The organism is Ferruginivarius sediminum (assembly GCF_003344765.1).
GTDB classification, from domain to species: Bacteria; Pseudomonadota; Alphaproteobacteria; order Kiloniellales; family Rhodovibrionaceae; genus Ferruginivarius; species Ferruginivarius sediminum.
This window is the reverse complement of sequence record NZ_QPMH01000004.1, coordinates 97,555-118,567: the sequence shown is the minus strand read 5'-3', so window position 1 is coordinate 118,567 and position 21,013 is coordinate 97,555. Positions and strand designations below refer to the sequence as shown.

General features: G+C 65.6%; 19 protein-coding genes. 8 read left to right on the top strand and 11 right to left on the bottom strand.

The features are described 5' to 3' along the window. The first annotated feature begins 67 nt into the window (after positions 1-67). The gene (locus tag DRB17_RS06045; protein ID WP_114581296.1) at positions 68-1,024 is read left to right on the top strand and encodes a threonine dehydratase; all 957 of its coding nucleotides are present in this window, start codon (positions 68-70) and stop codon (positions 1,022-1,024) included. Between the two features lie 9 nt (positions 1,025-1,033). On the opposite strand, the gene DRB17_RS06040 is transcribed toward DRB17_RS06045, so the two are convergent. Beyond that, positions 1,034-1,636, bottom strand: coding sequence for a 2-hydroxychromene-2-carboxylate isomerase (locus DRB17_RS06040; protein ID WP_114581295.1), 603 nt, complete (start codon positions 1,634-1,636; stop codon positions 1,034-1,036). Positions 1,637-1,671: 35 nt separating this feature from the next. Beyond that, the gene (locus tag DRB17_RS06035; protein WP_114581294.1) at positions 1,672-2,439 is read right to left on the bottom strand and encodes a TIGR01458 family HAD-type hydrolase; all 768 of its coding nucleotides are present in this window, start codon (positions 2,437-2,439) and stop codon (positions 1,672-1,674) included. Between the two features lie 320 nt (positions 2,440-2,759). Between DRB17_RS06035 and DRB17_RS06030 the strand changes: the two genes are divergently transcribed. Continuing rightward, positions 2,760-4,052, top strand: a complete 1,293-nt coding sequence (locus DRB17_RS06030) for a sensor histidine kinase (RefSeq protein ID WP_161958721.1) — start codon at positions 2,760-2,762, stop codon at positions 4,050-4,052. Positions 4,053-4,085: 33 nt separating this feature from the next. Here the strand turns inward: DRB17_RS06030 and DRB17_RS06025 are convergent, their stop codons facing one another. Genes DRB17_RS06025 through DRB17_RS06015 form a run of 3 tightly spaced genes read right to left on the bottom strand, consistent with a single transcriptional unit; the run spans position 4,086 to position 7,443 of the window. Continuing rightward, positions 4,086-4,799, bottom strand: coding sequence for an ABC transporter ATP-binding protein (locus DRB17_RS06025; RefSeq protein WP_206607799.1), 714 nt, complete (start codon positions 4,797-4,799; stop codon positions 4,086-4,088). Further along, positions 4,793-5,590 (bottom strand): ABC transporter ATP-binding protein, encoded by a 798-nt coding sequence (locus DRB17_RS06020; protein WP_114581291.1) that lies wholly within the window; start codon positions 5,588-5,590, stop codon positions 4,793-4,795. The genes DRB17_RS06025 and DRB17_RS06020 overlap by 7 nt, the downstream gene beginning before the upstream one ends. Continuing rightward, on the bottom strand, positions 5,587-7,443 hold the full coding sequence (locus DRB17_RS06015; protein WP_114581290.1) for an ABC transporter permease: 1,857 nt from the start codon (positions 7,441-7,443) through the stop codon (positions 5,587-5,589). The genes DRB17_RS06020 and DRB17_RS06015 overlap by 4 nt, the downstream gene beginning before the upstream one ends. 153 nt (positions 7,444-7,596) lie before the next feature. Between DRB17_RS06015 and DRB17_RS06010 the strand changes: the two genes are divergently transcribed. Beyond that, a complete protein-coding gene (locus DRB17_RS06010; protein WP_114581289.1) occupies positions 7,597-9,165 on the top strand; it encodes an MHYT domain-containing protein in 1,569 nt (522 codons plus the stop codon). Here the strand turns inward: DRB17_RS06010 and DRB17_RS06005 are convergent. Beyond that, positions 9,140-9,430, bottom strand: coding sequence for a hypothetical protein (locus tag DRB17_RS06005; RefSeq protein WP_114581288.1), 291 nt, complete (start codon positions 9,428-9,430; stop codon positions 9,140-9,142). The genes DRB17_RS06010 and DRB17_RS06005 overlap by 26 nt on opposite strands. A gap of 126 nt (positions 9,431-9,556) precedes the next feature. After that, positions 9,557-10,765 (bottom strand): ABC transporter substrate-binding protein, encoded by a 1,209-nt coding sequence (locus tag DRB17_RS06000; protein ID WP_114581287.1) that lies wholly within the window; start codon positions 10,763-10,765, stop codon positions 9,557-9,559. A gap of 151 nt (positions 10,766-10,916) precedes the next feature. Between DRB17_RS06000 and DRB17_RS05995 the strand changes: the two genes are divergently transcribed. The 3 genes from DRB17_RS05995 (at position 10,917) to DRB17_RS05985 (ending at position 15,348) form a co-directional block, all read left to right on the top strand. Further along, on the top strand, positions 10,917-12,248 hold the full coding sequence (locus DRB17_RS05995) for an FAD-dependent oxidoreductase (protein ID WP_114581286.1): 1,332 nt from the start codon (positions 10,917-10,919) through the stop codon (positions 12,246-12,248). A gap of 191 nt (positions 12,249-12,439) precedes the next feature. Next, entirely contained in the window at positions 12,440-14,305 is a 1,866-nt protein-coding gene (locus DRB17_RS05990) for a 2-oxoacid:acceptor oxidoreductase subunit alpha (RefSeq protein WP_114581285.1), read from the top strand. Between the two features lie 2 nt (positions 14,306-14,307). After that, positions 14,308-15,348 (top strand): 2-oxoacid:ferredoxin oxidoreductase subunit beta, encoded by a 1,041-nt coding sequence (locus DRB17_RS05985; RefSeq protein WP_114581284.1) that lies wholly within the window; start codon positions 14,308-14,310, stop codon positions 15,346-15,348. A 99-nt stretch (positions 15,349-15,447) separates the two neighbouring features. Here DRB17_RS05985 and DRB17_RS05980 read toward each other — a convergent pair whose 3' ends face one another. From DRB17_RS05980 to serB, 4 genes are all read right to left on the bottom strand, one after another. After that, positions 15,448-15,867: a cupin domain-containing protein gene (locus DRB17_RS05980; RefSeq protein ID WP_114581283.1), complete on the bottom strand. Its 420-nt coding sequence runs from the start codon at positions 15,865-15,867 to the stop codon at positions 15,448-15,450. Between the two features lie 113 nt (positions 15,868-15,980). Next, positions 15,981-16,565: a carboxymuconolactone decarboxylase family protein gene (locus DRB17_RS05975; RefSeq protein ID WP_114581282.1), complete on the bottom strand. Its 585-nt coding sequence runs from the start codon at positions 16,563-16,565 to the stop codon at positions 15,981-15,983. Positions 16,566-16,640: 75 nt separating this feature from the next. After that, complete coding sequence (locus DRB17_RS05970; protein WP_114581281.1) at positions 16,641-17,012, bottom strand: helix-turn-helix domain-containing protein; 372 nt, start codon at positions 17,010-17,012, stop codon at positions 16,641-16,643. A gap of 85 nt (positions 17,013-17,097) precedes the next feature. After that, positions 17,098-18,009 (bottom strand): phosphoserine phosphatase SerB, encoded by a 912-nt coding sequence (gene serB, locus DRB17_RS05965; RefSeq protein WP_241503752.1) that lies wholly within the window; start codon positions 18,007-18,009, stop codon positions 17,098-17,100. Positions 18,010-18,062: 53 nt separating this feature from the next. Between serB and miaA the strand changes: the two genes are divergently transcribed. Together miaA and DRB17_RS05955 are read left to right on the top strand one after the other, a co-directional pair. Next, positions 18,063-19,040 (top strand): tRNA (adenosine(37)-N6)-dimethylallyltransferase MiaA, encoded by a 978-nt coding sequence (miaA, locus tag DRB17_RS05960; protein ID WP_114581280.1) that lies wholly within the window; start codon positions 18,063-18,065, stop codon positions 19,038-19,040. A gap of 177 nt (positions 19,041-19,217) precedes the next feature. Then, entirely contained in the window at positions 19,218-20,981 is a 1,764-nt protein-coding gene (locus tag DRB17_RS05955; RefSeq protein ID WP_114581279.1) for an acetolactate synthase 3 large subunit, read from the top strand. Positions 20,982-21,013: the final 32 nt, after the last annotated feature.

The following is a 21,013-nucleotide window of genomic DNA, read 5'->3' as shown; positions in this document are numbered from 1 at the left end:
TACGCCCCGTCCGCTTGGCAACCAAGCCTTGTCCGGACCCGTCGGCGGCAGCTAGCATTCGTTGATCATGCCAAGTCTCGAAACGCTCGATAGCGCGGCCGAACTGGTCCACCGCTATCTCCCCCCGACGCCGCAATACGTCTGGCCTCTGCTGGCCGAGCAGGCCGGCTGCGAGCTGTGGGTCAAGCACGAGAATCACACCCCCATCGGCGCCTTCAAGGTGCGCGGCGGCCTTGTCTACATGAGCGATCTGAAAGCCGCGCAACCGAACTGTCCGGGCGTCATTACCGCGACGCGCGGCAATCACGGCCAGTCCATCGGTTATGCCTGCCGCGCGCTGGGCCTGAAAGCGACGATCCTGGTGCCGCACGGCAACTCGGTCGAAAAGAACGCCGCCATGCGTGCCCTTGGCGTGGAACTGATCGAGCACGGGCACGACTTCCAGGCGGCGCGCGAGGAGGCCGACCGTCTGGCGGAGGAGCGCGGCCTACATTTCCTTGGCCCCTACAATGACCTGTTGGTGCGTGGAGTTGCCAGCTATCCGCTGGAACTCCTGCGGGCGGCACCCGACCTCGACCGGGTCTACGTGCCCATCGGCATGGGCAGCGGCATCTGCGCCACCATTGCCGCGCGCGACGCCCTGGGCAGCCGGACGGAGGTCGTCGGCGTGGTGGCGGAAAACGCACCCGCTTATGCCTTGTCGTTCCAGTCGGCCGCCCCGGTCAACACGAACACCGCCGACACCATCGCCGACGGCCTTGCCTGCCGCACGCCGGATCCAGAGGCCGTCGCGGTGATCCTGAACGGCGCCGCCGACGTCGTGACAGTCAGCGAGGCGGAAATCCGCGAGGCCATGCGCCTTTACTTCACCAGCACGCACAACGTCGCCGAAGGTGCGGGTGCCGCCGCCCTCGCCGCTGTCCTGAAAGACCGGGAGAGCGTGCGCGGCAAGAAGGTGGGTGTCATGCTCTCCGGCGGCAACGTTGATTCGAAGGTGTTCCGCGAGGTGCTGCTGGGGCTCTGAGGGCCGAGGCTACCACCCACCGGTTTCCAGCCACTTGTCGATATGGTCCAGACGGTCGTGCCCCCAGAACGGCTCGCCGTCGACCAGGATGTAGGGCGAGCCGAAGGCGCCCGCCTGGATCGCGTCGTCGACTTCCCGCCGCAGCCGCTCCTTGACGGCGGGATCCTTCAGGGCCGTGCGCACGTCGTCCTTGTCATGGCCCAGTTCGGCGGCAACGGTTGCCACGGCCTCGGGTCCGGCGATGTCCCGCCCCTCACCGAAGGCCGCCCGGTAGAGCTTCCTGGCAAGAGCCTTGGCCGCCCCTTCGTCGCGCTCGGCCAGCCAGTAGTACGCGCGGCTGGCGGAAACGCCGGAGAATGGGAAGGCCTGCGGCCAGACCAGCGGCACGCCGATCTGACGGGCAGAGCGTTCGATATCGTGGCGGGCGTAATCGCCCTTGACCGGAATCTCCAAAAGCGGCTGGCCCCCCGTTTCCTTGAAGGCGACACCCAGAAGGTAAGGCTTCCAGACCACGTTGCGCCCGTGCCGGGCGGCGATCTCGTCGATTCGCTGGGCCGCCAGATAACCGTAAGGACTGGAGAAATCGAAATAGAAGGTCAGCGGTTCCGCCATAGCCGAGGCCCCTCTCATTGCTTGCAGTGGGCGCGTCACCTGGCGCGCGCCAGAATCCAATCCACTGCCGCCGGTAGATCGTCAAGCACTGCCGTCGGTGGCGGCGCAATGCCGGCCTCGTCGCCCGCACGGTACTTACCCTGGCGCAGCAGGATGCCCTGCAGGCCGGCAGCCTGCGCGCCGGCGACGTCGGATTCGGCATCATCCCCGACCATTACCGCCGTTTCCGGCGCAACGCCAAGGCTGTCGACGGCCGCGCGGAAGAAATCCCCGGACGGTTTACCCAGCACCGTTGCCGTGCGGCCGCTGGCGTATTCCAGCGCGGCGACGAACGGCCCTGCATCAAGGCTAAGCTCGCCATCCGCATCCTGGAAGGTCCTGTTCCGGGCCAACGCCAGGAAGTCGTCCGCCCCGTTCAATGCCCGGAACGCGGCGTTCAGGCTGTCATAGTCGAAGTAGCGGCCGGCGTCGCCGATCACCACGGCCGTGCCACGCGTCCCCGTCAGTCCCTGGAACTCCCCCTGCAACGCCGGATGCACCAGAAGATGAGGGCGCAGTCGCTCGGCCTGCAGGCGTATGCGCGCGGCCACGGCCGGCATGAACATCTCCTCCGCCGCAATCTCCAAGCCCATCGCGGCCAGCTTGTCCCGCATGCCGGGCAGCGGTGTACGCGTGGTATTGGTGATGAAGCGCAACGGCAGACGGCGCTCGCGCAGCCGTGCGACGGCATCGACGGCACCCGGCAGGGCCTTGTCGCCGACGAAAATCACTCCTCCCAAATCCAGCAGCACTCCGTGAATCAAAACCGACTCCCTTCCACTTCGGCACGACAAAGTTGTGGTACTACTTTCACATCGCCTAAATGAAACACCAGTCTTTTCAATAAGATCATATCGCCTTTCAGCATTTGAAGTACAAAATCATCGGGTTTACACTCGATACAAATTTACCTTGTGCAATTTTGCGCTTCCGAGGTATGCCTAATCTATCTTATGTTCGTCCTGAAGCGCGGCCTTTATGGCTTTATCGTGCTAAAAGGAGTGTTTCCGTCGAGTGGCCTCGAACGGGAGGCCGAAGTCGTCAGCTCGGCGCGAGGCAGAGCCCGCAGCTGAGGCATTGTAGGGTGGAGATCGTCGCCATGATTCCCGCCGGCAAAACGGACCATGACGAAGCCGCGTTCGCGAGCGGCCGGGAGGGCCGATACGAAGACCTCCTGCGCGCGACCGCCGACTTCGTCTGGGACACTGACGACGAGCTTCGCCTGACCCATGTCTCCACGCCGATTGCCCGGCATCTCGGGCTGCCGCCTCAATACTTTATCGGACGGCCCTTAACCGAGCTTGGTCGGTTCGAGGATAGCCAGGGCGACGACAGTGGCGCCGGGCTTCGCGCCCGACGCGCTTTCCGAGGCGCCCGCTTCGTCATGCGGGACGCGATGGGACGCGATGTTGCCTTCCACCTCAACGGCGTCCCCTTCTACAACCCGGATACGGGCGCCTATGCCGGCTATCGCGGGACTGCCGTGCGCGATGCACAACGCGAGGTGGGGGGCGGAGAAGACAGCCCCAAGCCATCGGACGACGTCACCCGCGAACTGCTGCAGACGTTGGAAGAGGTCCTGCTTCGCCATAACGACCTGCGCTGGCGCTTGCAGCGTTCGCACGACGCCGACCAGACCAGTCAGGAGCGTCTGGCCCGTCTGTTGCACGAGCTGCGCACACCTCTCAACGCGGTCGCCGGCTATGCGCAGCTCGCGCGCCAGCATGTCGAAGCCACCGGCGGCGACGAGACGCTGCGCAGCTATCTCGGCAATGTGGCCGAGGCGGCACAGCACATGATCCGCCTGATCTCCGGGATCGAGGACGACAACGGCAGTAAGGCACCTCAGTCTCCAGCCGGATCCGCCACCAAGGCAACCGCCGCATCGCCGGTGCGGCACGTCGCCGATCTGGCCCAGGTGGTGCGCGATGCCAAGGCAATGACGGAACTCTCCGCCCGCCGCGCCGGCGTGCGGTTCGTCGCGATGGAGCCGCATGATTCCGTCACGGTTTATGGCGAGCGCAAGGCGCTGACGCAGATCCTGGTCAATCTGTTGGGCAATGCCGTGAAGTTCACACCCTCGGGCGGCGAAGTCGGCGTCTCGATGGACGGAAGCGGCGGCGACACCGTGCGCCTCGCCGTAACGGACACCGGCCCGGGGATTCCCGCCGAGGAGCAGGAGCGCATCTTCGAAAGCCAGTACCGGATGCCGTGCCACAACGGTAACGACGGACCCAAGGGTGACGGCCTTGGGCTGACGATCGCGCGCAAGCTGGCACGCGAGAGCGGCGGTGACCTGACGGTGTACAGCACCCCCGGCGAAGGAACCGTGTTCTACCTGGATCTGAAGGTCGCGGAAGCGTCGAACGTAGCCTGAGGCAGCAACCTGCCCTGGGACTGACACCGGCCCCTACACTGCCAGATAAGCCCGCTTCAGGGTTTCGTCCGCCTCCAGCTCTTGGATGGAACCGGCGAAACGCACCCGGCCCTTTTCGATGACCACCGCCTCGTCGGCCACGGCGTGAGCGAAGCGGAGGTTCTGTTCGGAGAGCAGGACGGTGAGGCCCTGCCGCTTCAAGCGCTGAATGGCGCGGGCCATCTGCTGCACGATGACCGGCGCCAGCCCTTCCGAGGGCTCGTCGAGAAGCAGCAGGCGCGGGTTCCCCATCAATGTGCGGGCCAGTGCCAGCATCTGCTGCTCGCCGCCGCTGGTCTGCCCGGCACCGCGCGCACGCAGCTCCCGAAGGTTGGGAAACAACGTATAGATCGCCTCGCGGTCCCAAGCTGGTGCGTCCAGGCCTGCGCCCTCCGGCAGTGGGCGGCGGCCGACCTCCAGGTTCTCGTCCACCGTCATGTCTGGAAACACCCGCCGGTCCTCCGGCACATAGCCGATGCCAAGACGCGCAATCCGGTACGGGTCGAGGCCGGTGATCTCCCGGCCCTCGAAGGCCACCCTTCCGGCCGCCACCGGCAACAGGCCCATGATAGCCTTCATCGTCGTGGATTTGCCGGCGCCGTTGCGGCCCATCAGTGCCACCACGCGGCCGCGCGGCACCTCGGCATTCAGGTCGAACAATACCTGCGCCCGGCCGTAGAACACGCACAGCCCGCTGACGCTCAGCATGCCGCCCATCCCGGCGCATCGGCCTCCGCCTCATCCGCCGCGAGGGTTTCCGGGCCCAGATAGACCTCCCGCACACGCGGATCGTTGCGAACAGTATCCGCCTCGCCCGCCGCGATCAGGTGGCCCCGGTCCAGAACGAGGACGCGGTCGGCATGGCCGAAAACCACGTCCATGTCGTGTTCGGTGAACAGCACGGCGATACGCCCTTCCCGCGCGATCGCCGCCGTCAGCGCCATCAACTCGGCCCGCTCGCCCGGCGCCATGCCGGCAGTCGGCTCGTCCATCAATAGCAGAGCGGGTTCGTTCGCCAGGGCAATCGCAAGCTCGATCCGCTTGACATCGCCATAGGCCAGTTGCCCGCACGGGCGGTCGGCCAGGTCCGCCGCGCCCACCCGCTCAAGCAGCTCAAGCGCCTCGCCGCGATAGAGCCGCGTCGCGCGCGGCCACAGCGAGAGCAGCCGCCGGCGGCGGGACAACAATGCCATCTGCACGTTTTCCATCACCGTCATCGAGGCGAAGGTCGCGGCCACCTGAAAGGTCCGGCCTACGCCAAGCCGCCAGATTTTCCGGGCCGGCAGTCCGGTAATCGCCCGGCCGTGCAATGCCACGTGCCCCTCGTCGGGCCGCAGTTGGCCGTTGACGACATTGAAGCAGGTGGACTTCCCCGCCCCGTTCGGCCCGATGAGCGCCACCATTTCGCCGGCGGCGACGGCGAACGATACCTCCTCCAGCGCCACAACCCCGCCGAACACCTTGCGAATGCGTGAGACTTCCAGCACCGGCGAGGTCATCCCTCGACCCCCCGCCGGCTTTGCCACAGGGCTTTCAGGTTACCCACCAGGCCGCGCGGAAAGGCCACGCAAAGGAGGACAATGACGCAGCCGACGATGATGCGCCAGAATTCGGTGCGGGTGACGAGCTCCGCCTTCAGCCCGTCGTAGACCGCCGCACCCACGAGCGGCCCGGCCAGGGTCTGCACGCCGCCCAGCAGCACCATCACCAGCCCATCCACCGACATCGGAATCGCCATCACGTCGGGAAATACGCTGCCTTTCAGGAAGGCGTAAAGTCCGCCCGCGAGGCCGGCAAAAACTCCCGCCAGCGTGAACCCCAGCCATTGCTGGCGGCGGACGGCGATCCCGACCGCCTGCGCCCGGCGCGGCGAGTCCCGGCCCGCGCGCAGCGCATAGCCGAAGGGCGCGAACACCGCGCGGCGAAGCAGCGCGACGGCGGCCGCCACCAGCGCCAGCGTCAGCCAGTAGAACCTCGCCGCGCTGTCGGCCCAGTGCGACGGCCAGACACCCAGGATGCCATTGTCGCCGCCCGTTACCTCTGTCCACTGGAAGGCGACGGACCAGGCGATCTGCGCGAACGCCAGCGTCAACATGGCCAGGTAGACACCGGACAGCCTGACGCAGAACCAGCCGAACGCCAGCGCGCCCAGCCCGCCCGCCAGCGGCGCCGCCAGCAACGCGCCCTCCATCGGCGCGCCCAGCTCCCGGGTCAGGATCGCCGCCGCATAGGCGCCAAGGCCAAGATAGGCCGCGTGGCCGAAGGAGATCATGCCGCCGACGCCCATGATAAACTGCAGCGACGCGGCGAACAGCGCCAGGATCAGGATCTCGCTCGCCACGCCAAGCAGATAGCCGCCGGCAAGGGTGGGCAGCGCCGCCAACGCCGCGACAAGCAGCAAGCCCGCCGCCGTCATTGCTCGGCCGCCGGGTGCCAGCGTCGGCTCCGCCTCGCCGTGAGTAGCGTGCTGCGCCTGCTCGGCCTTGCCAAGCAGCCCCTGCGGGCGCAGCACCAGCACAACCGCCATCACCAGGAACAGCAGGACGATGGAGATCTCGGGAAAGACCAGGATGCCGAAGGCGTTGAGTTCGGCTACCAACAGCGCCGCCAGGAACGCCCCGCCGATCGAGCCCATGCCGCCGACGACCGTGACCACGAAGGCCTCGGCGATGATGTTCAGGTCCATACCGAGGTTCGCGGCCTCGCGCGGCAACTGCATCGCGCCGCCCAGGCCGGCCAGGAAGGCGCCCAGGAACACGACCGCGGTGAACAGCTTCTTCTGATCGACGCCCAGGGCACCCGCCATCTCCCGATCCTGCGTCGCCGCGCGCACCAGGGTCCCCCAGCGGGTGCGGCGGAACAGCAGCCAGAGTAGGCCTAGGACCAGCGGCCCGAGGACAATCAGGACAAGGTCATACTCCGGTATCTTCGAGCCGAGTATGGCGATGGACCCATCGAATCCGGGGGCCCTCGGACCCAGCAGATCCGCCGGCCCCCAAATCGCCAGCGCGATGTCGTCGACGATCAGCACGACACCGAAGGTGGCGAGAAGCTGGAACAGCTCGTGCGAGCGATAGAGCCGGCGGAGTACCGTCACTTCCATCGCCGCGCCAATCAGCCCGACCAGGAGAGCGGCCGCCGGCAAGGCGAGCCAGAAACCGGCGCCGCCCAGCAGCGGCATCAGCCGCTCCGCCGTCGAGTAGGCCACGTAGATGCCAAGCATGTAGAGCGAACCGTGGGCGAAATTCACGATCCGCGTCACGCCGAAGATGATCGATAGCCCACATGCCACCAGAAACAGCGAGGAGGCGCTGGCGAGACCGGTCAGGAACTGGACAACGACGAGACTCATGGCCGCCCGAGACTACCTTTCCCAGCGGCTTTGCATAGTGGCCTGTCGACCTAAGCGCGCATCAATTGCAATTCTTACCAAAATTTAACCTTGAAGTACCAACATCGATGGATACGGTTGAAGGCTTGGGGTCGAGGAGCAAGAAGCAACAATATGCAGCTTGTAGCCGGGTATCACGAGACGGTCCTCGTGATCCTTTCGATCATTATCGCCATTTTCGCGTCATACACGGCCCTGGACCTGGCAAGCCGGATCGCGGCGGCGCGACGCAAGACCCGCTGCCTGTGGACGTCGGCCGGGGCGGTGGCGATGGGCGGCGGCATCTGGGCGATGCATTTCGTGGGAATCCTGGCGTTCCGCCTGCCGGTCGAGGTCGCCTACGACATTCCAATGACCGCCCTCTCCGCAGTCGTGGCGATGCTGGTGACCGGCGTGGGCCTGCATCTGATCCACGAGATGCGCTACCGACAGTGGCTGCCTTTCGCCGGCGGTCTTTTCATGGGCGGCGGCATCGCGTCCATGCACTACATCGGCATGGCGGCGATGCGGATACCCGGCTGCGATATCCACTACATCCCCAGTATCGTGACGCTGTCCGTTCTGATCGCCGTGGTGGCCGCGACGGCGGCCCTGTGGCTTGTGATGACGCTGAAGCATACCTGGGAGCGTCTGGCAAGCGCCGGCGTCATGGGCCTTGCCATCGCGGGCATGCACTATACCGGAATGGCGGCCGCCCAGTTCTATCGCTTCAGTGGTGTCGGCCAAATTCCCGGCGGCAATAGTCTGTCGCCCACCCTTCTGGCCGTCGCCGTGGCGTCGGTCACCATACTGCTGCTGTGTCTGGCGCTGATCTCGACGATGGTGGACCGCCGGCTCGCGATCAGTGCGCGGCGCGAGGCGGACGCCCTGCGCGCGGCGAAGGAACACGCGGAGTCCGCCAACCGCACCAAGGACTTCTTCATGGCGGCAACGAGCCACGAGCTGCGCACGCCGCTGAACGCGATCATCGGCTTTTCCGAGCTGATCAAGGACCGCCGGCTCGGCGACGACCTGGACCGCTACGTCGCCTACGCCAACGACATCCATACCAGCGGCCAGCACCTGCTGGCGCTTATCGAGGACGTGCTGGACATTACTCGGCTGGAAACCGGCGGCCTGCGACTGAGCGAAGCCGTGTTCGATCTTGGCGAGCTGGCGCACGCCTGCCGGGAGGAGGTCGTTGAGAAAGCGGAAGCAGCCGGCGTCACGGTCGGGATCGAATTGCCATCGCAGCCCGTGCAGGTCGACGCCGACAGGCGTCGCCTGCGTCAGATACTCTTGAACCTGCTGGATAACGCCGTGAAGTTCACGCCGCGCGGCGGCCGCGCAACAGTGACTATCAAGGTAGGCAAGGATTCAGGCGTCACGCTCAGCGTCAGCGATACCGGCCCCGGAATTCCGCAAGAAGAGCGCACCCGCATCTTCCACGCTTTTGTCCAGGGCGACCCGCGGTTGGAGCGACGCCACGAGGGATTGGGGCTCGGGCTGCCGCTGGCGCGTGCCTTCGCCGAACTGCACGACGGTCACCTCGAAGTGGAGAGCACGCCGGGCGAAGGCAGCATCTTCTCGCTGTGGCTGCCGCCGAAACGCCTGCACACGCCGAGGAACCTCCGAACAGCCGCGGAGGATCCCGGCGCGGCGGAGGAGAGCGGTCCGCTTAGCTCTCTTCGCGCGTCAGCTTGAAGACGGCGTCCGTCGCCTGCGGCTCGTGCGCCTGCAGCGCGGTACGGTTCTCGTCCGTCCAGCTTGCCACCTGCACCGCGGTCGCGTGCGTCTGCTGATCGTCGTCCGCGGCCGTTTCGAGGACATAGAGGCCACGGTCGTCGACGTAGAAGGTGTGCTCGCCGAAGTTTTGCTTGAGCTGTGCCATCGCCGGATTGTCCTCCGGGATCGGTTGCAAGCCAGTATGCTCCTCGACAGCCTTCACCTGTTCGTCGTTCAGCTTCATAAGACGCTCCGGTCGTTCAACGTGATTTGAACCGCCGTATCGACGATACGCGGTTAGAGGCCACATGAACATGAATGGCCGGTAACGCAACCGTGCAGGGCAGAAAAAATTACCAATCCGGGTGAATCACCCTTCCGGCCGCCAGGACTCCACCTCATCCTCCGGCGGCAGGTATTCGGCGCCGTCGCGGTAGGACCAGTTTTCGATAGCACCGTGGCCGTCGCGGAACGTCGTCTCGCCGACGAAAGTCCCCATCGTCGATTGCTGGTCGGCCGCGCGGAAACGGATCTCGCCGAAAGGCGTGGCCAGCTCCATCCCTCGAAGCGCCGCGGCCACGGCGTCGGTCTCGGTGCTGCCCGCCGCCTCCATCGCCTTCGCCAGGGCATGGAGCGAGGTGTAGCCGACGACCGAGCCCATGCGCGGATGCTCATCGAAGCGCGCCGTGTAGGCCTCGCGGAACGCTGCATGTTCCGGCGTATCCAATGTGTCCCAGGGATAGCCGGTAACGATCCAGCCGTCCGGGACCTCGTCGCCAAGGGGGTTCATCCATTCCGGCTCGCCCGTAAGCACCGAGACCACGTCCCGTCCCTCGAACAGGCCGCGAAGCTGCCCCTCGCGCACGAACTTCACGAGATCGGTGCCGAATGTCACGTTGAAGATCGCCTCCGGTTCGGCCGCGTCCAGCGCCTGGGAAACCGCGCCGGCGTCGATCTTGAACAACGGTGGCCATTGCTCGGCAACGAAAGTGACATCGGGCCGCCGCGCCTTGAGCAGCTTCTTGAAAGCCTCCACCGCGGACTGGCCGTACTCATAGTTCGGCGCCACGATGGCCCAACGTGTGGCGTCCAGTTTCGCCGCCCGCTCCGCCAGCATTGCCGCCTGAACGTAGGTGCCCGGGCGCAGACGGAAGGTGTAGCGGTTGCCCTTCGACCAGGCGAGCGCGTCGGTCAGCGGCTCGGAGGCAAGGAACAGCGTCTCGCGCTGGGCGGCATAATCCGAGACGGCGAGGCCGACATGGCTCAGCAGCGTGCCCATCAGCATCGAGACGCCTTCCCGACGCACAAGCTCGTTCGCGACGGTGATGGCATCGCCCGGATTGCCGCCGTCGTCGCGGCTGATGACCTCAAGCTTGCGGCCCAGCACGCCACCATCCGCGTTGATCTCGTCCAGCGCCAGCTTCCAGCCCTGTCGATAGGGCACGGTGAAGGCCGGCAGCGAGGTGTAGCTGTTCAGGTCGCCGATCCGGATCGGCTCTTCCGCCAGCGTGTTCCGGGGCATGGCCACGGCGGCGATACCCAGGGCGGCCAGGGCGAGGAAAGTTCTGCGGGCGATCATTGCACTCCTCCGACACGAACTCGAACTTGCGCGGGATTCGCGCCCGCATCCTGCCGGCACGACCGTTCGGCGCGCCAAGAGGGCCACCGTAGCGCCGTGGCGTCAAGCCGCTTGCCACACACCATGGGAACGCTACACTCTGTTCCCAGTCATGACCCTGTCCGTCGCCATCGTCGGATCCGGCCCCGCCGGATTCTACGCCGCCGAATCCCTCCTCAAGTCCGGCCTGGACGTCCGCATCGACCTTATCGAGCGTCTGCCCACGCCATTCGGCCTGGTGCGCAGTGGCGTCGCACCGGATCACCAGCACACGAAGCGCGTGGAGCGTGCTTACGCACGCACGGCCGAGCATGCGGACGTACGCTTCTACGGGCATGTGGAGCTTGGCGGCGATCTGACGCTCAATGAGCTGTGCGGACTGTATGACGCCGTCGTCCTGGCGACGGGCGCGCCGTTGGACCGGCGCCTGGGCATTCCCGGCGAGGACAAGGCGAATGTCTTCGGCTCCGGCGCATTCGTCGGCTGGTACAACGGCCACCCGGACTATGGCGACCTCGCCCCGGATCTGGACGTGAAGGCGGCGGCGGTCGTCGGCAACGGCAATGTCGCGCTGGATATCGCCCGCGTCCTGGTGAAAACGCGCGAGGAGATGCAGCACGGCGACATGCCCGTCCACGCCGCCCGCGCCATCGAGGCTTCACCGTTGACCGATGTCCATGTTCTCGGCCGCCGGGGTCCTGCGCACGCGAAGTTCTCCAACGCCGAGCTGTCGGAGATGGGTAAGCTGACTGATGCCCTGCCGATCCTGGAGCCGCCGCACCTTCCCGACCACGCTCCGGCCGGACTGGACGAACGGACGCGGCGCGTGGTGGAGAAAAACCTTGTGACCTTCGCCGGATTCCTCGATCGAGCCCCCGCTGGAGAGGGCCACCGCGTACATTTCCACTTCTGGGCGAAGCCGGTCGAGGTGTTGGGTGCGGCGCGTGTCGAAGGAGTGCGGTTGGCCGAAACCACGCTCGATGAAAACGGTCAGCTTGTCGAAACGGGACGCCAGCACGACATAGCATGTGGGTTGCTGGTGACCGCCATCGGCTATGCCGCGCCGCCGCTCGCCGAACTTCCATTCGACAAGCGTGGTGGGCATTTCCGGCACGAAGACGGGCGTATCGACCAGGGCCTTTACTGTGTCGGCTGGTGCCGGCGCGGCCCGACGGGCACCATCGGCACCAACAAGGCCGATGGCGATGCCGTGGCGCGGCACATCGTCGCGGAAGTTGAGGAAACGGGAAAACCCGGCGGTGCCGGGCTGGAGCGGCTGTTGCGAGAGCGGGGTTTGCGGTGGGTCAATGCGCAAGACTGGCATCGGATCGATGAAGCCGAACGCGAAGCCGCGCCCGAGGGCGCACCGCGCCGCAAGTTCGTTCGGGTGAAGGACATGCTTGCCGTGCTCGACCGCTCCGGCGGTGCGGCAAGCAAGGGTTGATATGATATACGCACACGCAAATTTTCTGCCCGGCAGAGCGCAGTTTAGCTCAATGATTTGGAAATAACTATAGCTTAGTGTGAATTTAAAAAATTCACATTGCCATTTGCTGGTTTCGGATGCTAGAGGTGGGCCTCCTCCCGGCGAGGACGCCCCTGCTGAATGACGAGTGACGAAAGGACGTATCCGTGATGGAGGGATCAGCCGCCCTCAGGACCGCTCACAAGCGGATCGAGCTGGAGCACGCTGTGGTGCGCTTCGCCGGGGACTCCGGCGACGGCATGCAGCTCACCGGCAGCCAGTTCACCCTGGCGACCGCGCTGGCCGGCAACGACCTGTCGACCTTCCCCGACTTCCCGGCCGAGATCCGCGCGCCGGCGGGCACGACCTATGGCGTGTCGGCTTTCCAGATCCATTTCGGCGCGCGCGAGATCAAGACGTCGGGCGACGAGTTGGACGTGTTGGTTGCGATGAACCCGGCGGCCTTGAAGGTGAACCTGGACGAGGTGAAGCCCGGCGGCCTGATTCTGGTCGACGTGGGTGCCTTCGGCGACAAGAACGTGCAGAAGGCCGGCTACGAGGCCAGCCCCCTTGCCGACGACAGCCTCAAGGCTTACCGCGTGGTCGAGATCGACATGTCGCGTCACACGCAGGAAGCGGTGAAGCCCTTCGGCCTGTCGAAGAAAGAGGCGCTGCGCTGCAAGAACATGTGGGCGCTGGGCTTGGTCTACTGGATGTTCGGCCGCGACCGCAGCGCGACCGAGGCCTGGCTCAAGGGGAAGTTCGCCGGGCGCGAGGAGATCGCAGACGCGAATATCGCGGCCTTGCGCGCCGGCGAAGCCTTCGGCGAGACGGCGGAGATGCCGACGGGCGTTCACACCTATGCCGTACCTCCAGCGCATATCGACGCCGGCCTTTACCGCAACGTCACCGGGACCGAGGCGATGGCCTGGGGATTGCTGGCGGGCATGCGGCTGGCCGGGCTGGAGATGACCTTCTGCTCCTACCCGATCACGCCGGCTTCCCAGCTTCTGCATGCCCTGGCCGGATTGAAGCAGTTCGAGGTGACGACCTTCCAGGCGGAGGACGAGATTGCGGCCTGCGCGGCGGCCATTGGCGCATCCTATGCCGGAAAGGTGGGCGTAACGTCCAGTTCCGGACCGGGCGTGGCCCTGAAGACGGAAGCGATCGGCCTCGCCATCGCGACCGAGCTGCCGCTTATCGTGGTGAACTCGCAGCGTGCCGGCCCCTCGACCGGGATGCCGACCAAGACCGAGCAGTCCGACCTGTACCAGGCGGTCTACGGCCGCAATGGCGACAGCCCGCTGATCGTCCTCGCCGCGCGCTCGCCCGGCGACTGCTTCGAGGTCGGGATCGAGGCGGTGCGCCTGGCGACACGCTACATGACGCCGGTGATCGTGCTGACCGACGGCTACATCGTGAACGCATCGCAGCCGTGGCGGATTCCGGACTTCAACGACTACGAGCCCTTCCCCGCCAAATTTGCCACCGATCCCGAGGGCTTCCACCCCTATACGCGCGATGCGGAGACGCTGGCGCGGCCCTGGGCGATCCCCGGTACGCCAGGGCTAGAGCACCGGATCGGCGGGCTGGAGAAGCAGGATGTCACCGGCAACGTCAGCTATGACCCGGCCAACCACCAGAAGATGACCGACCTGCGCGCCGAGAAGGTGCGGCATGCCGCCGACGATATTCCCGAGCAGACGGTCGAGCAGGGCGAAACCAGCGGCCGGCTGGCCGTCGTGGGTTGGGGCTCCACCTACGGTCCGATCAGCCGGGCGGTGCATAACCTGCGCGCGCAAGGCCACGGCGTCAGCCACATCCACCTGCGGCACATCTGGCCCCTGCCCCGCAACCTGGGTGAGCTGCTGGGCGGCTTCGACAAGGTTATCGTGCCGGAGATGAACAACGGACAGCTTGTGACCCTGCTGCGCGCCGAACTGATGATCCCCGCGCACCGGGTCGACAAGGTGACCGGCAAGCCGTTCAAGATCAGTGAAATCGAAGCCGCCATGCGGGCGGAGCTGGAGGACTGACGATGACCGTCGTCGACACACCGGAAAAGTTGCAGGCGAAGGACTACGCCTCGGACCAGGAAGTTCGCTGGTGCCCGGGCTGCGGCGATTACGCCATTCTCAAGGCGGTTCAGCGCACGCTCGCCGATCTGCAGGCTCCGCGCGAGAAGACGGTGTTCGTCTCCGGCATCGGCTGTGCCGCGCGGTTCCCCTACTACGTCTCGACCTACGGCTTTCACACCATCCACGGCCGCGCGCCGGCGCTGGCGACAGGGGTGAAACTGGCGAACCCCGAGCTGGACGTCTGGGTGGTGACGGGCGACGGCGACGCGCTGTCGATTGGCGGCAATCACCTGCTGCACGTCCTGCGCCGCAACGTCAACTTGCAGATCCTGCTGTTCAACAACGAGATCTATGGGCTGACGAAGGGGCAGTACTCGCCGACCTCGCATGCCGGCACCCGTTCTCCCTCGACACCGACCGGTTCGGTCGAGGCGCCGGTCAATGCCTGCGCCTTCGCGCTGGGCTCGGGCGCGCGCTTCGTCGCGCGCTCGGTGGACACCCTGCAGAAGCAGCTTCCGGATGTGCTGAAACGCGCGCAGGCGTACGAAGGGGCGTCCTTCGTAGAAATCCTGCAGAACTGCATCGTCTACAACGACGGCGTTTTCGGCCACTTCACCGACAAGGCGACCCAGGCCGACGCGCAAGTGCATGTCGTACACGGCGAGCCGCTGATCTTCGGCAAGAACCGGGACAAGGGCCTGCGGCTCAATCCCAAGACCATCGAGCTTGAGGTCGTGACCGTCGGCGAGGGCGGTGTCGGCGAGGACGAGGTCCTGGTCCACGACGAGACTAACCTGCGTCTCGCACAGATGCTGGCGGCGATGGAGCCGCCGCACCTGCCCGTCGCGATGGGCGTGATCTACAACGACCCCGCCCCGTCCTACGAAACGCTGGTGCACCAGCAGCGCCGCGAGGTCCGAGAGAAAAACGGCCTGAAAGACGGCCAACTGCCGGACATCAACGAGCTGCTGCGCGGCGGATATACCTGGACGGTCGAGTAGTCGCACGGCCAACTCATACCGTCCGCCTCACCTGCCAAAAGCGGCGTTCGAGGCGGACGGCATACGTCCTGACAAACGAACTCTTTTCCATGGCCCGGGCTAATCGGCCTTTACCATCAGCGGCTCCCCTTTCTTGCCAACCTGGAAGACAATGAGTTCGACTTCCTCGTCGGCACTCATGTTTTCCGCATGCATGGTTTGGCCGGGGATTTCATAGAACGCCTCTCCAGCCTTGACCGTCTTCTCACCGCTTTCCAGGAAGACAGTGAGTTCACCCTTCTCCACATACACGAAAAGGTCGCCGGTGTGGTAGTGACGCCCGCCCTTGTGGTCAGCCGGAAGCGTGAACTTGATGACCCTGGCCTCAAGATCAGCGCCACTGGCTAGGTCGGTCCGGCTTTCAAGCACGGTCTTCTCCGCTTCTGGAGCGGTGTACTCTTCCATTTCTTCCGCTGCCTGGGCGAATTGAGCCAGCCCGAAAGCAGCAGTAAATGCCACTATCGTCAGCGTGCACTTCATGGATTTCTCTCTGGATCTCCGGCCCTTATGCCGGTCTAAAAATTAGACCGGAGTCTTCGGAGCAAATCAACGGAATTCAGCAGCCAAGCTTAGTTCCATCCAAGGGGGCCCGATCACGGCAAGACGCGTGTGCCGTCCTCGATATCGTCCTGCAGCGACGGAATGCGGCAAAAGCCCTGCGGCGGGACGTCGAGGGCGCTATTGAACTTGCTCGACATATTCTGGAAAGCAATCAGCCCGGTCAGTTCGACCAGCGAGTCATCGTCGAAGTGGCTCTTGACCTCGGCCATCAGCGCGTCGGTGACCCTCTCGTCGGTGCGCGTTACCGCTTCGGCATAGGCGAGGGCAGCACGCTCCCGGTCGTCGAACAGCGTGCTGTCGCGCCAGTCGGGTAGCGCCTCGATCTTCTCCCAACTTGCGCCGCGCTTGTGCAGGGTCGCGGCGTTGACGTCGACGCAGAATGGACAGTGGTTGATCTGTGAAACGCGTACGGTGATCAAGGAACGCAGCGGGGGCGGCAGTGGGCTCTTGCGGCGCTCCAGCACGCCGAACAGCAGTGCCACCGCCGCAAAAAGTCTCGGCACCCTGCCCCACAGCAATCCAGGCTCAAGGACCTGACCGTACTTCCGCCGCTGGTTCCAGAAGAACGGCCTGAGAAACCAGGGGTATGCACTGAGCGGCTTCGGCAAGACGCGCACGGGCTGTACCTCCCGGCTTTTGAGATGGGCGCGACCCGGCCGGGATCAACACATGCCGTGGCTTGAGAGCCGCCCTCAGCTGTGCGTGCTTTTGTCCTTTTCCAGCAAGTCGATGCGGTGCTGGATGGATTCCAGCATGTTCGACAGGTTTTGCGCCAGATCGCGGGCCTGGCCCAACTGCTCGCGCAAGGCGGCCGTGTCGTTCGTCGGCTGCGGGTTGGGGCCGCAACCGGCATCACCCTCCAACAGCCAGCTAACGTTCGTGCCCAGAACACCGGCCAGCATCTGCAGCTTGTTGGCGCGGGGTTCGCTACTTCCGATCTCCCATGCGGCGAGCGTGTCGCGCTGCACCCCCAGACGGCGCGCCAGCGCGGACGTCGAGAGTCCGACCTGCTCGCGACGCATCTTTATCCGTTGACCCAGTTGCTTGGGCGAGGCCTGGTACATGGCGTCGCTGATTCCTTCTATTCGAACGGTGTTTTCTCTGCTTCGCCCATTTACCAAAGCCGGGGCGCCCGCGCGAGAGAAAGCTTTATTGGATGAAATCTTCGCCGCGATAGCCCTGCAGGTAAAGCAGGGCCGTCAAATCGCCGTGGTCGACGCGCACATGCGCCTCGGCACGCACGGAAGGCTTGGCGCGGAACGCCACGCCCAGCCCGGCGGCGAGGAGCATCGGCAGGTCGTTGGCGCCGTCGCCCACGGCGCAGACGCCTGCCGTATCAACCCCGCCGGCGGCCGCGACATCGTGGAGCGTTGCCAGCTTCGCCTCCTTGCCCAGGATCGGCTCGCCGACATTCCCCGTCAGCCGCCCATCCTCGATCAGGAGGCGGTTGGCGACCACGCGATCGAAACCGCAGCGCTGGCCCACTGGCTCTGCAATGGCGGTGAAGCCGCCGGAGACAAGGGCAGTCGTCGCGCCATACGCCTTCATCGTGCGCACCAGCGTGCGCGCGCCTTCGTTCAGCGCCACCTGCTCCAAGGTCGCCGCGACGGCGGATTCCGGCAGGCCGGCCAGCATGCGCACACGCTCCCGCAGTGCATCGGCGAAGTCGAGCTCGCCATTCATCGCCCGGGCCGTGATCTCGGCGATCACGTCCTTCAGGCCAACGGCCTCGGCCATGTCGTCGAGGGTTTCCGAGGTGACGATGGTGGAATCCATGTCGGCCACCAGCGCGCCCTTCCGCCTGCCGCTTGCCGGTTGCGCGGCGAGGTCGTAAGGAGCATCGGCCAGCGCCTCGCGCACCACCGTTTCCGCAACGGCGGGGTCGACACCTGTGAAGGGGACATCCCCGGCAACCCCCTGATCGAGCCAGACAGGCGCGCCCGGCTTCCCACCGGCCCGAAGCAGCGCATCGCATGCTGCCTCCAGCGCGCTCCGGTCGAGGTTCCTTGCACGGGGATTGGCGATAAGCGTAAGGATTTGGTCGATCTTGGGGTCGGCCATGACGGCCCTGGTCTTAGTGGCCGACGGCCAGCGGGGCAAGAGCATTCGTGTCTATGAGTGAACATGACGCAGCCGGACAACGTCCGCCGGTCTTGGCGATCACCGGCCCCACCGCCTGTGGCAAGTCCGGCCTGGCCGTCGCGATCGCCGAGGAATTCGCTGGCACCGTCATCAACGCCGACTCAATGCAAATCTACCGGGAACTGCCGATTCTGACGGCGCGTCCCACACCCGCCGACGAAGCCCGTGTCCCACACCGACTCTATGGCGTACTCTCGGCGGCCGAGGCGTGCTCGGCAGAACGCTGGCGCGCCATGGCGATCGCGGAAATCGACGCGGCATTGGCGGCCGCCCGCCTCCCCATCCTGGTGGGTGGTACCGGTCTCTACCTGCGCGCGCTGCTTCGCGGCATGGCGCCGGTCCCGGACATTCCGCCCGAGGTGCGCGAGAGCGTGCGCCGGCGTCAGGCCAGCCTGACCGCGCCGGCGCTGCACGCCGAACTGGCCGCAAAGGACGCGCGAATGGCCGCCCGGCTACGCCCCGCCGACAGCCAGCGGATCGCCCGCGCGCTGGAGGTCATGGAGGCAACGGGGCGTTCGCTCGCCGACTATCAGTCGCAGGCGGATGCGGGCGCCGGCGCCTACGATGCCCTTGTAATCGCCACGCTGCCGCCACGCCGGCCCCTCTACGAGAAAATCGACCGGCGGCTGGCCGAGATGGTGGCGACGGGCGCATTGGACGAGGTGCGGCACCTGATGGATATGCATCTTGACCCCAGCCTGCCGGCGATGAAGGCCGTCGGCGTGCCGGACCTGATGGCGCACCTGCGCGGCGAAACGTCGCTGGACCAGGCGCTCGCCGCCGCCCAGCAGGCGACGCGACGCTACGCCAAACGTCAGATGACCTGGCTGCGGCATCAGACGCCGAAGGACGCCGATAAGGTGATTTTCCATCACGCGCAACTTTCGGAAAGGCTAACGCCTATAATCTTTAATGAAATTCGCCAGTTTATGTTGACGGCGCAACCTTGACCCAATAGGTTATGCCGCCGAACCGCTGGAAAGAAGGCGGAAAACCTGGATTTTTCGGAAGTGCGGTCGACCCGGCCCAAGGGTCGGGCGTACACTTTCGTCAAAAGTGTGAATGGGGCGGCAGCGCTGGAGGACGGCAACCGGAAGAGCGCAACCGCGGAAGCGAAGGATAGAGTTATGTCGACCGAGCAATTGTCCGGTGCGGAGATCGTCATCAAGGCCCTGGTGGACCAAGGTGTCGACACGGTTTTCGGGTATCCGGGCGGCGCGGTCCTTCCGATCTACGACGCGCTCTTTCAGCAGAACTCGCTCCGCCACATCCTGGTGCGCCACGAACAGGCTGCGGTCCACGCGGCGGAGGGCTATGCCCGCTCCACCGGCAAGGTCGGGGTGACGCTCGTGACCTCGGGTCCCGGTGCCACCAACGCCGTCACCGGCCTGACCGATGCGCTGATGGACTCGATCCCGGTGGTTTGCCTGACCGGACAGGTGCCCACGCACCTGATCGGGAACGACGCGTTCCAGGAGGCGGACACCACCGGCATCACCCGGCCTTGCACCAAGCACAACTACCTGGTGAAGTCGGTCGAGGACCTGCCCCGGATCATGCACGAGGCGTTCTATGTCGCGCGCTCCGGCCGGCCGGGGCCGGTCGTGGTCGACCTGCCCAAGGACGTGTTGCAGGCCCTCGGCGCCTACCTGCCGAAGGAAGAAGTGCAGCACCGCAGCTACAACCCGCAGACCAAGGGCGAGCGCCCGCAGATCGAGGCGGCGGTCGAGGCACTGGCCCGCGCGCGCAAGCCGATCATCTATGCCGGCGGCGGCGTCATCAATTCCGGCCCCCGCGCGGCGGAGTTGCTGGCCCACCTGACCCACGCGACGGGCGTGCCGATAACCAACACGCTGATGGGTCTGGGCGCGTTCCCGGGCGACGACCCGCACTTCCTGGGCATGCTGGGCATGCACGGGACGTACGAGGCGAACATGGCGATGCACGGCTGCGACGTCATGATTGCCGTCGGCGCGCGCTTCGACGACCGGGTGACGGGCAGACTCTCGGCATTCTCGCCCAACTCGACGAAGATCCAGATCGACATCGACCCCAGTTCGATCAACAAGAACGTGGTGGTCGACATCCCGATCGTCGGCGACGTGGCCGAGGTGCTGGAAGAGATCATCGCCGTCTGGAACGAGCGTATGCACAAGTTGGACGCGGACGCGCTGGCGGAGTGGTGGAAGCAGATCGACCAGTGGCGCGCCCGCGACTGCCTGCGCTTCGAGCAGACCGGCGACGTGATCAAGCCACAGCACGCGATCAAGCGCCTGTACGAGCTCACCAAGGAATACGAAGACCTCTACATCACCACCGAGGTCGGGCAGCACCAGATGTGGGCCGCGCAGTTCTTCAAGTTCAACCGCCCCAATCGCTGGATGACCTCCGGCGGGCTCGGCACCATGGGCTATGGCCTGCCCGCCGCCATGGGCGTGCAGGTGGCGCATCCGGGTGCGCTGGTGATCGACGTGGCCGGCGAGGCGTCGATTCTGATGAACATGCAGGAGATGTCGACGCTCGCGCAGTACCGGCTGCCGGTGAAGGTATTCATCGTCAACAACCAGTGGATGGGCATGGTCCGGCAGTGGCAGGAACTGCTGCATGGCGAACGCTATTCCGAAAGCTACACCGACAGCCTGCCCGACTTCGTCAAGTTGGCGGAGGCTTACGGTGCCGTCGGCATCCGCGCGACCAAGCCGGGCGAGCTGGACGACAAGATCCGGGAGATGCTGGCGACGCCGAAGCCGGTGATCTTCGACTGCTGCGTCGACCAGGTCGAGAACTGCTTCCCGATGATTCCCTCGGGCGCGGCACACAACGAGATGCTGCTCGGCCCCGGCGACCGGACGGAGAAGCCTGTCTCCGAGGAGGGCATGGTCCTGGTCTGAGGCCGGCGGATCATGCCGGGCGGCGCCGCGTT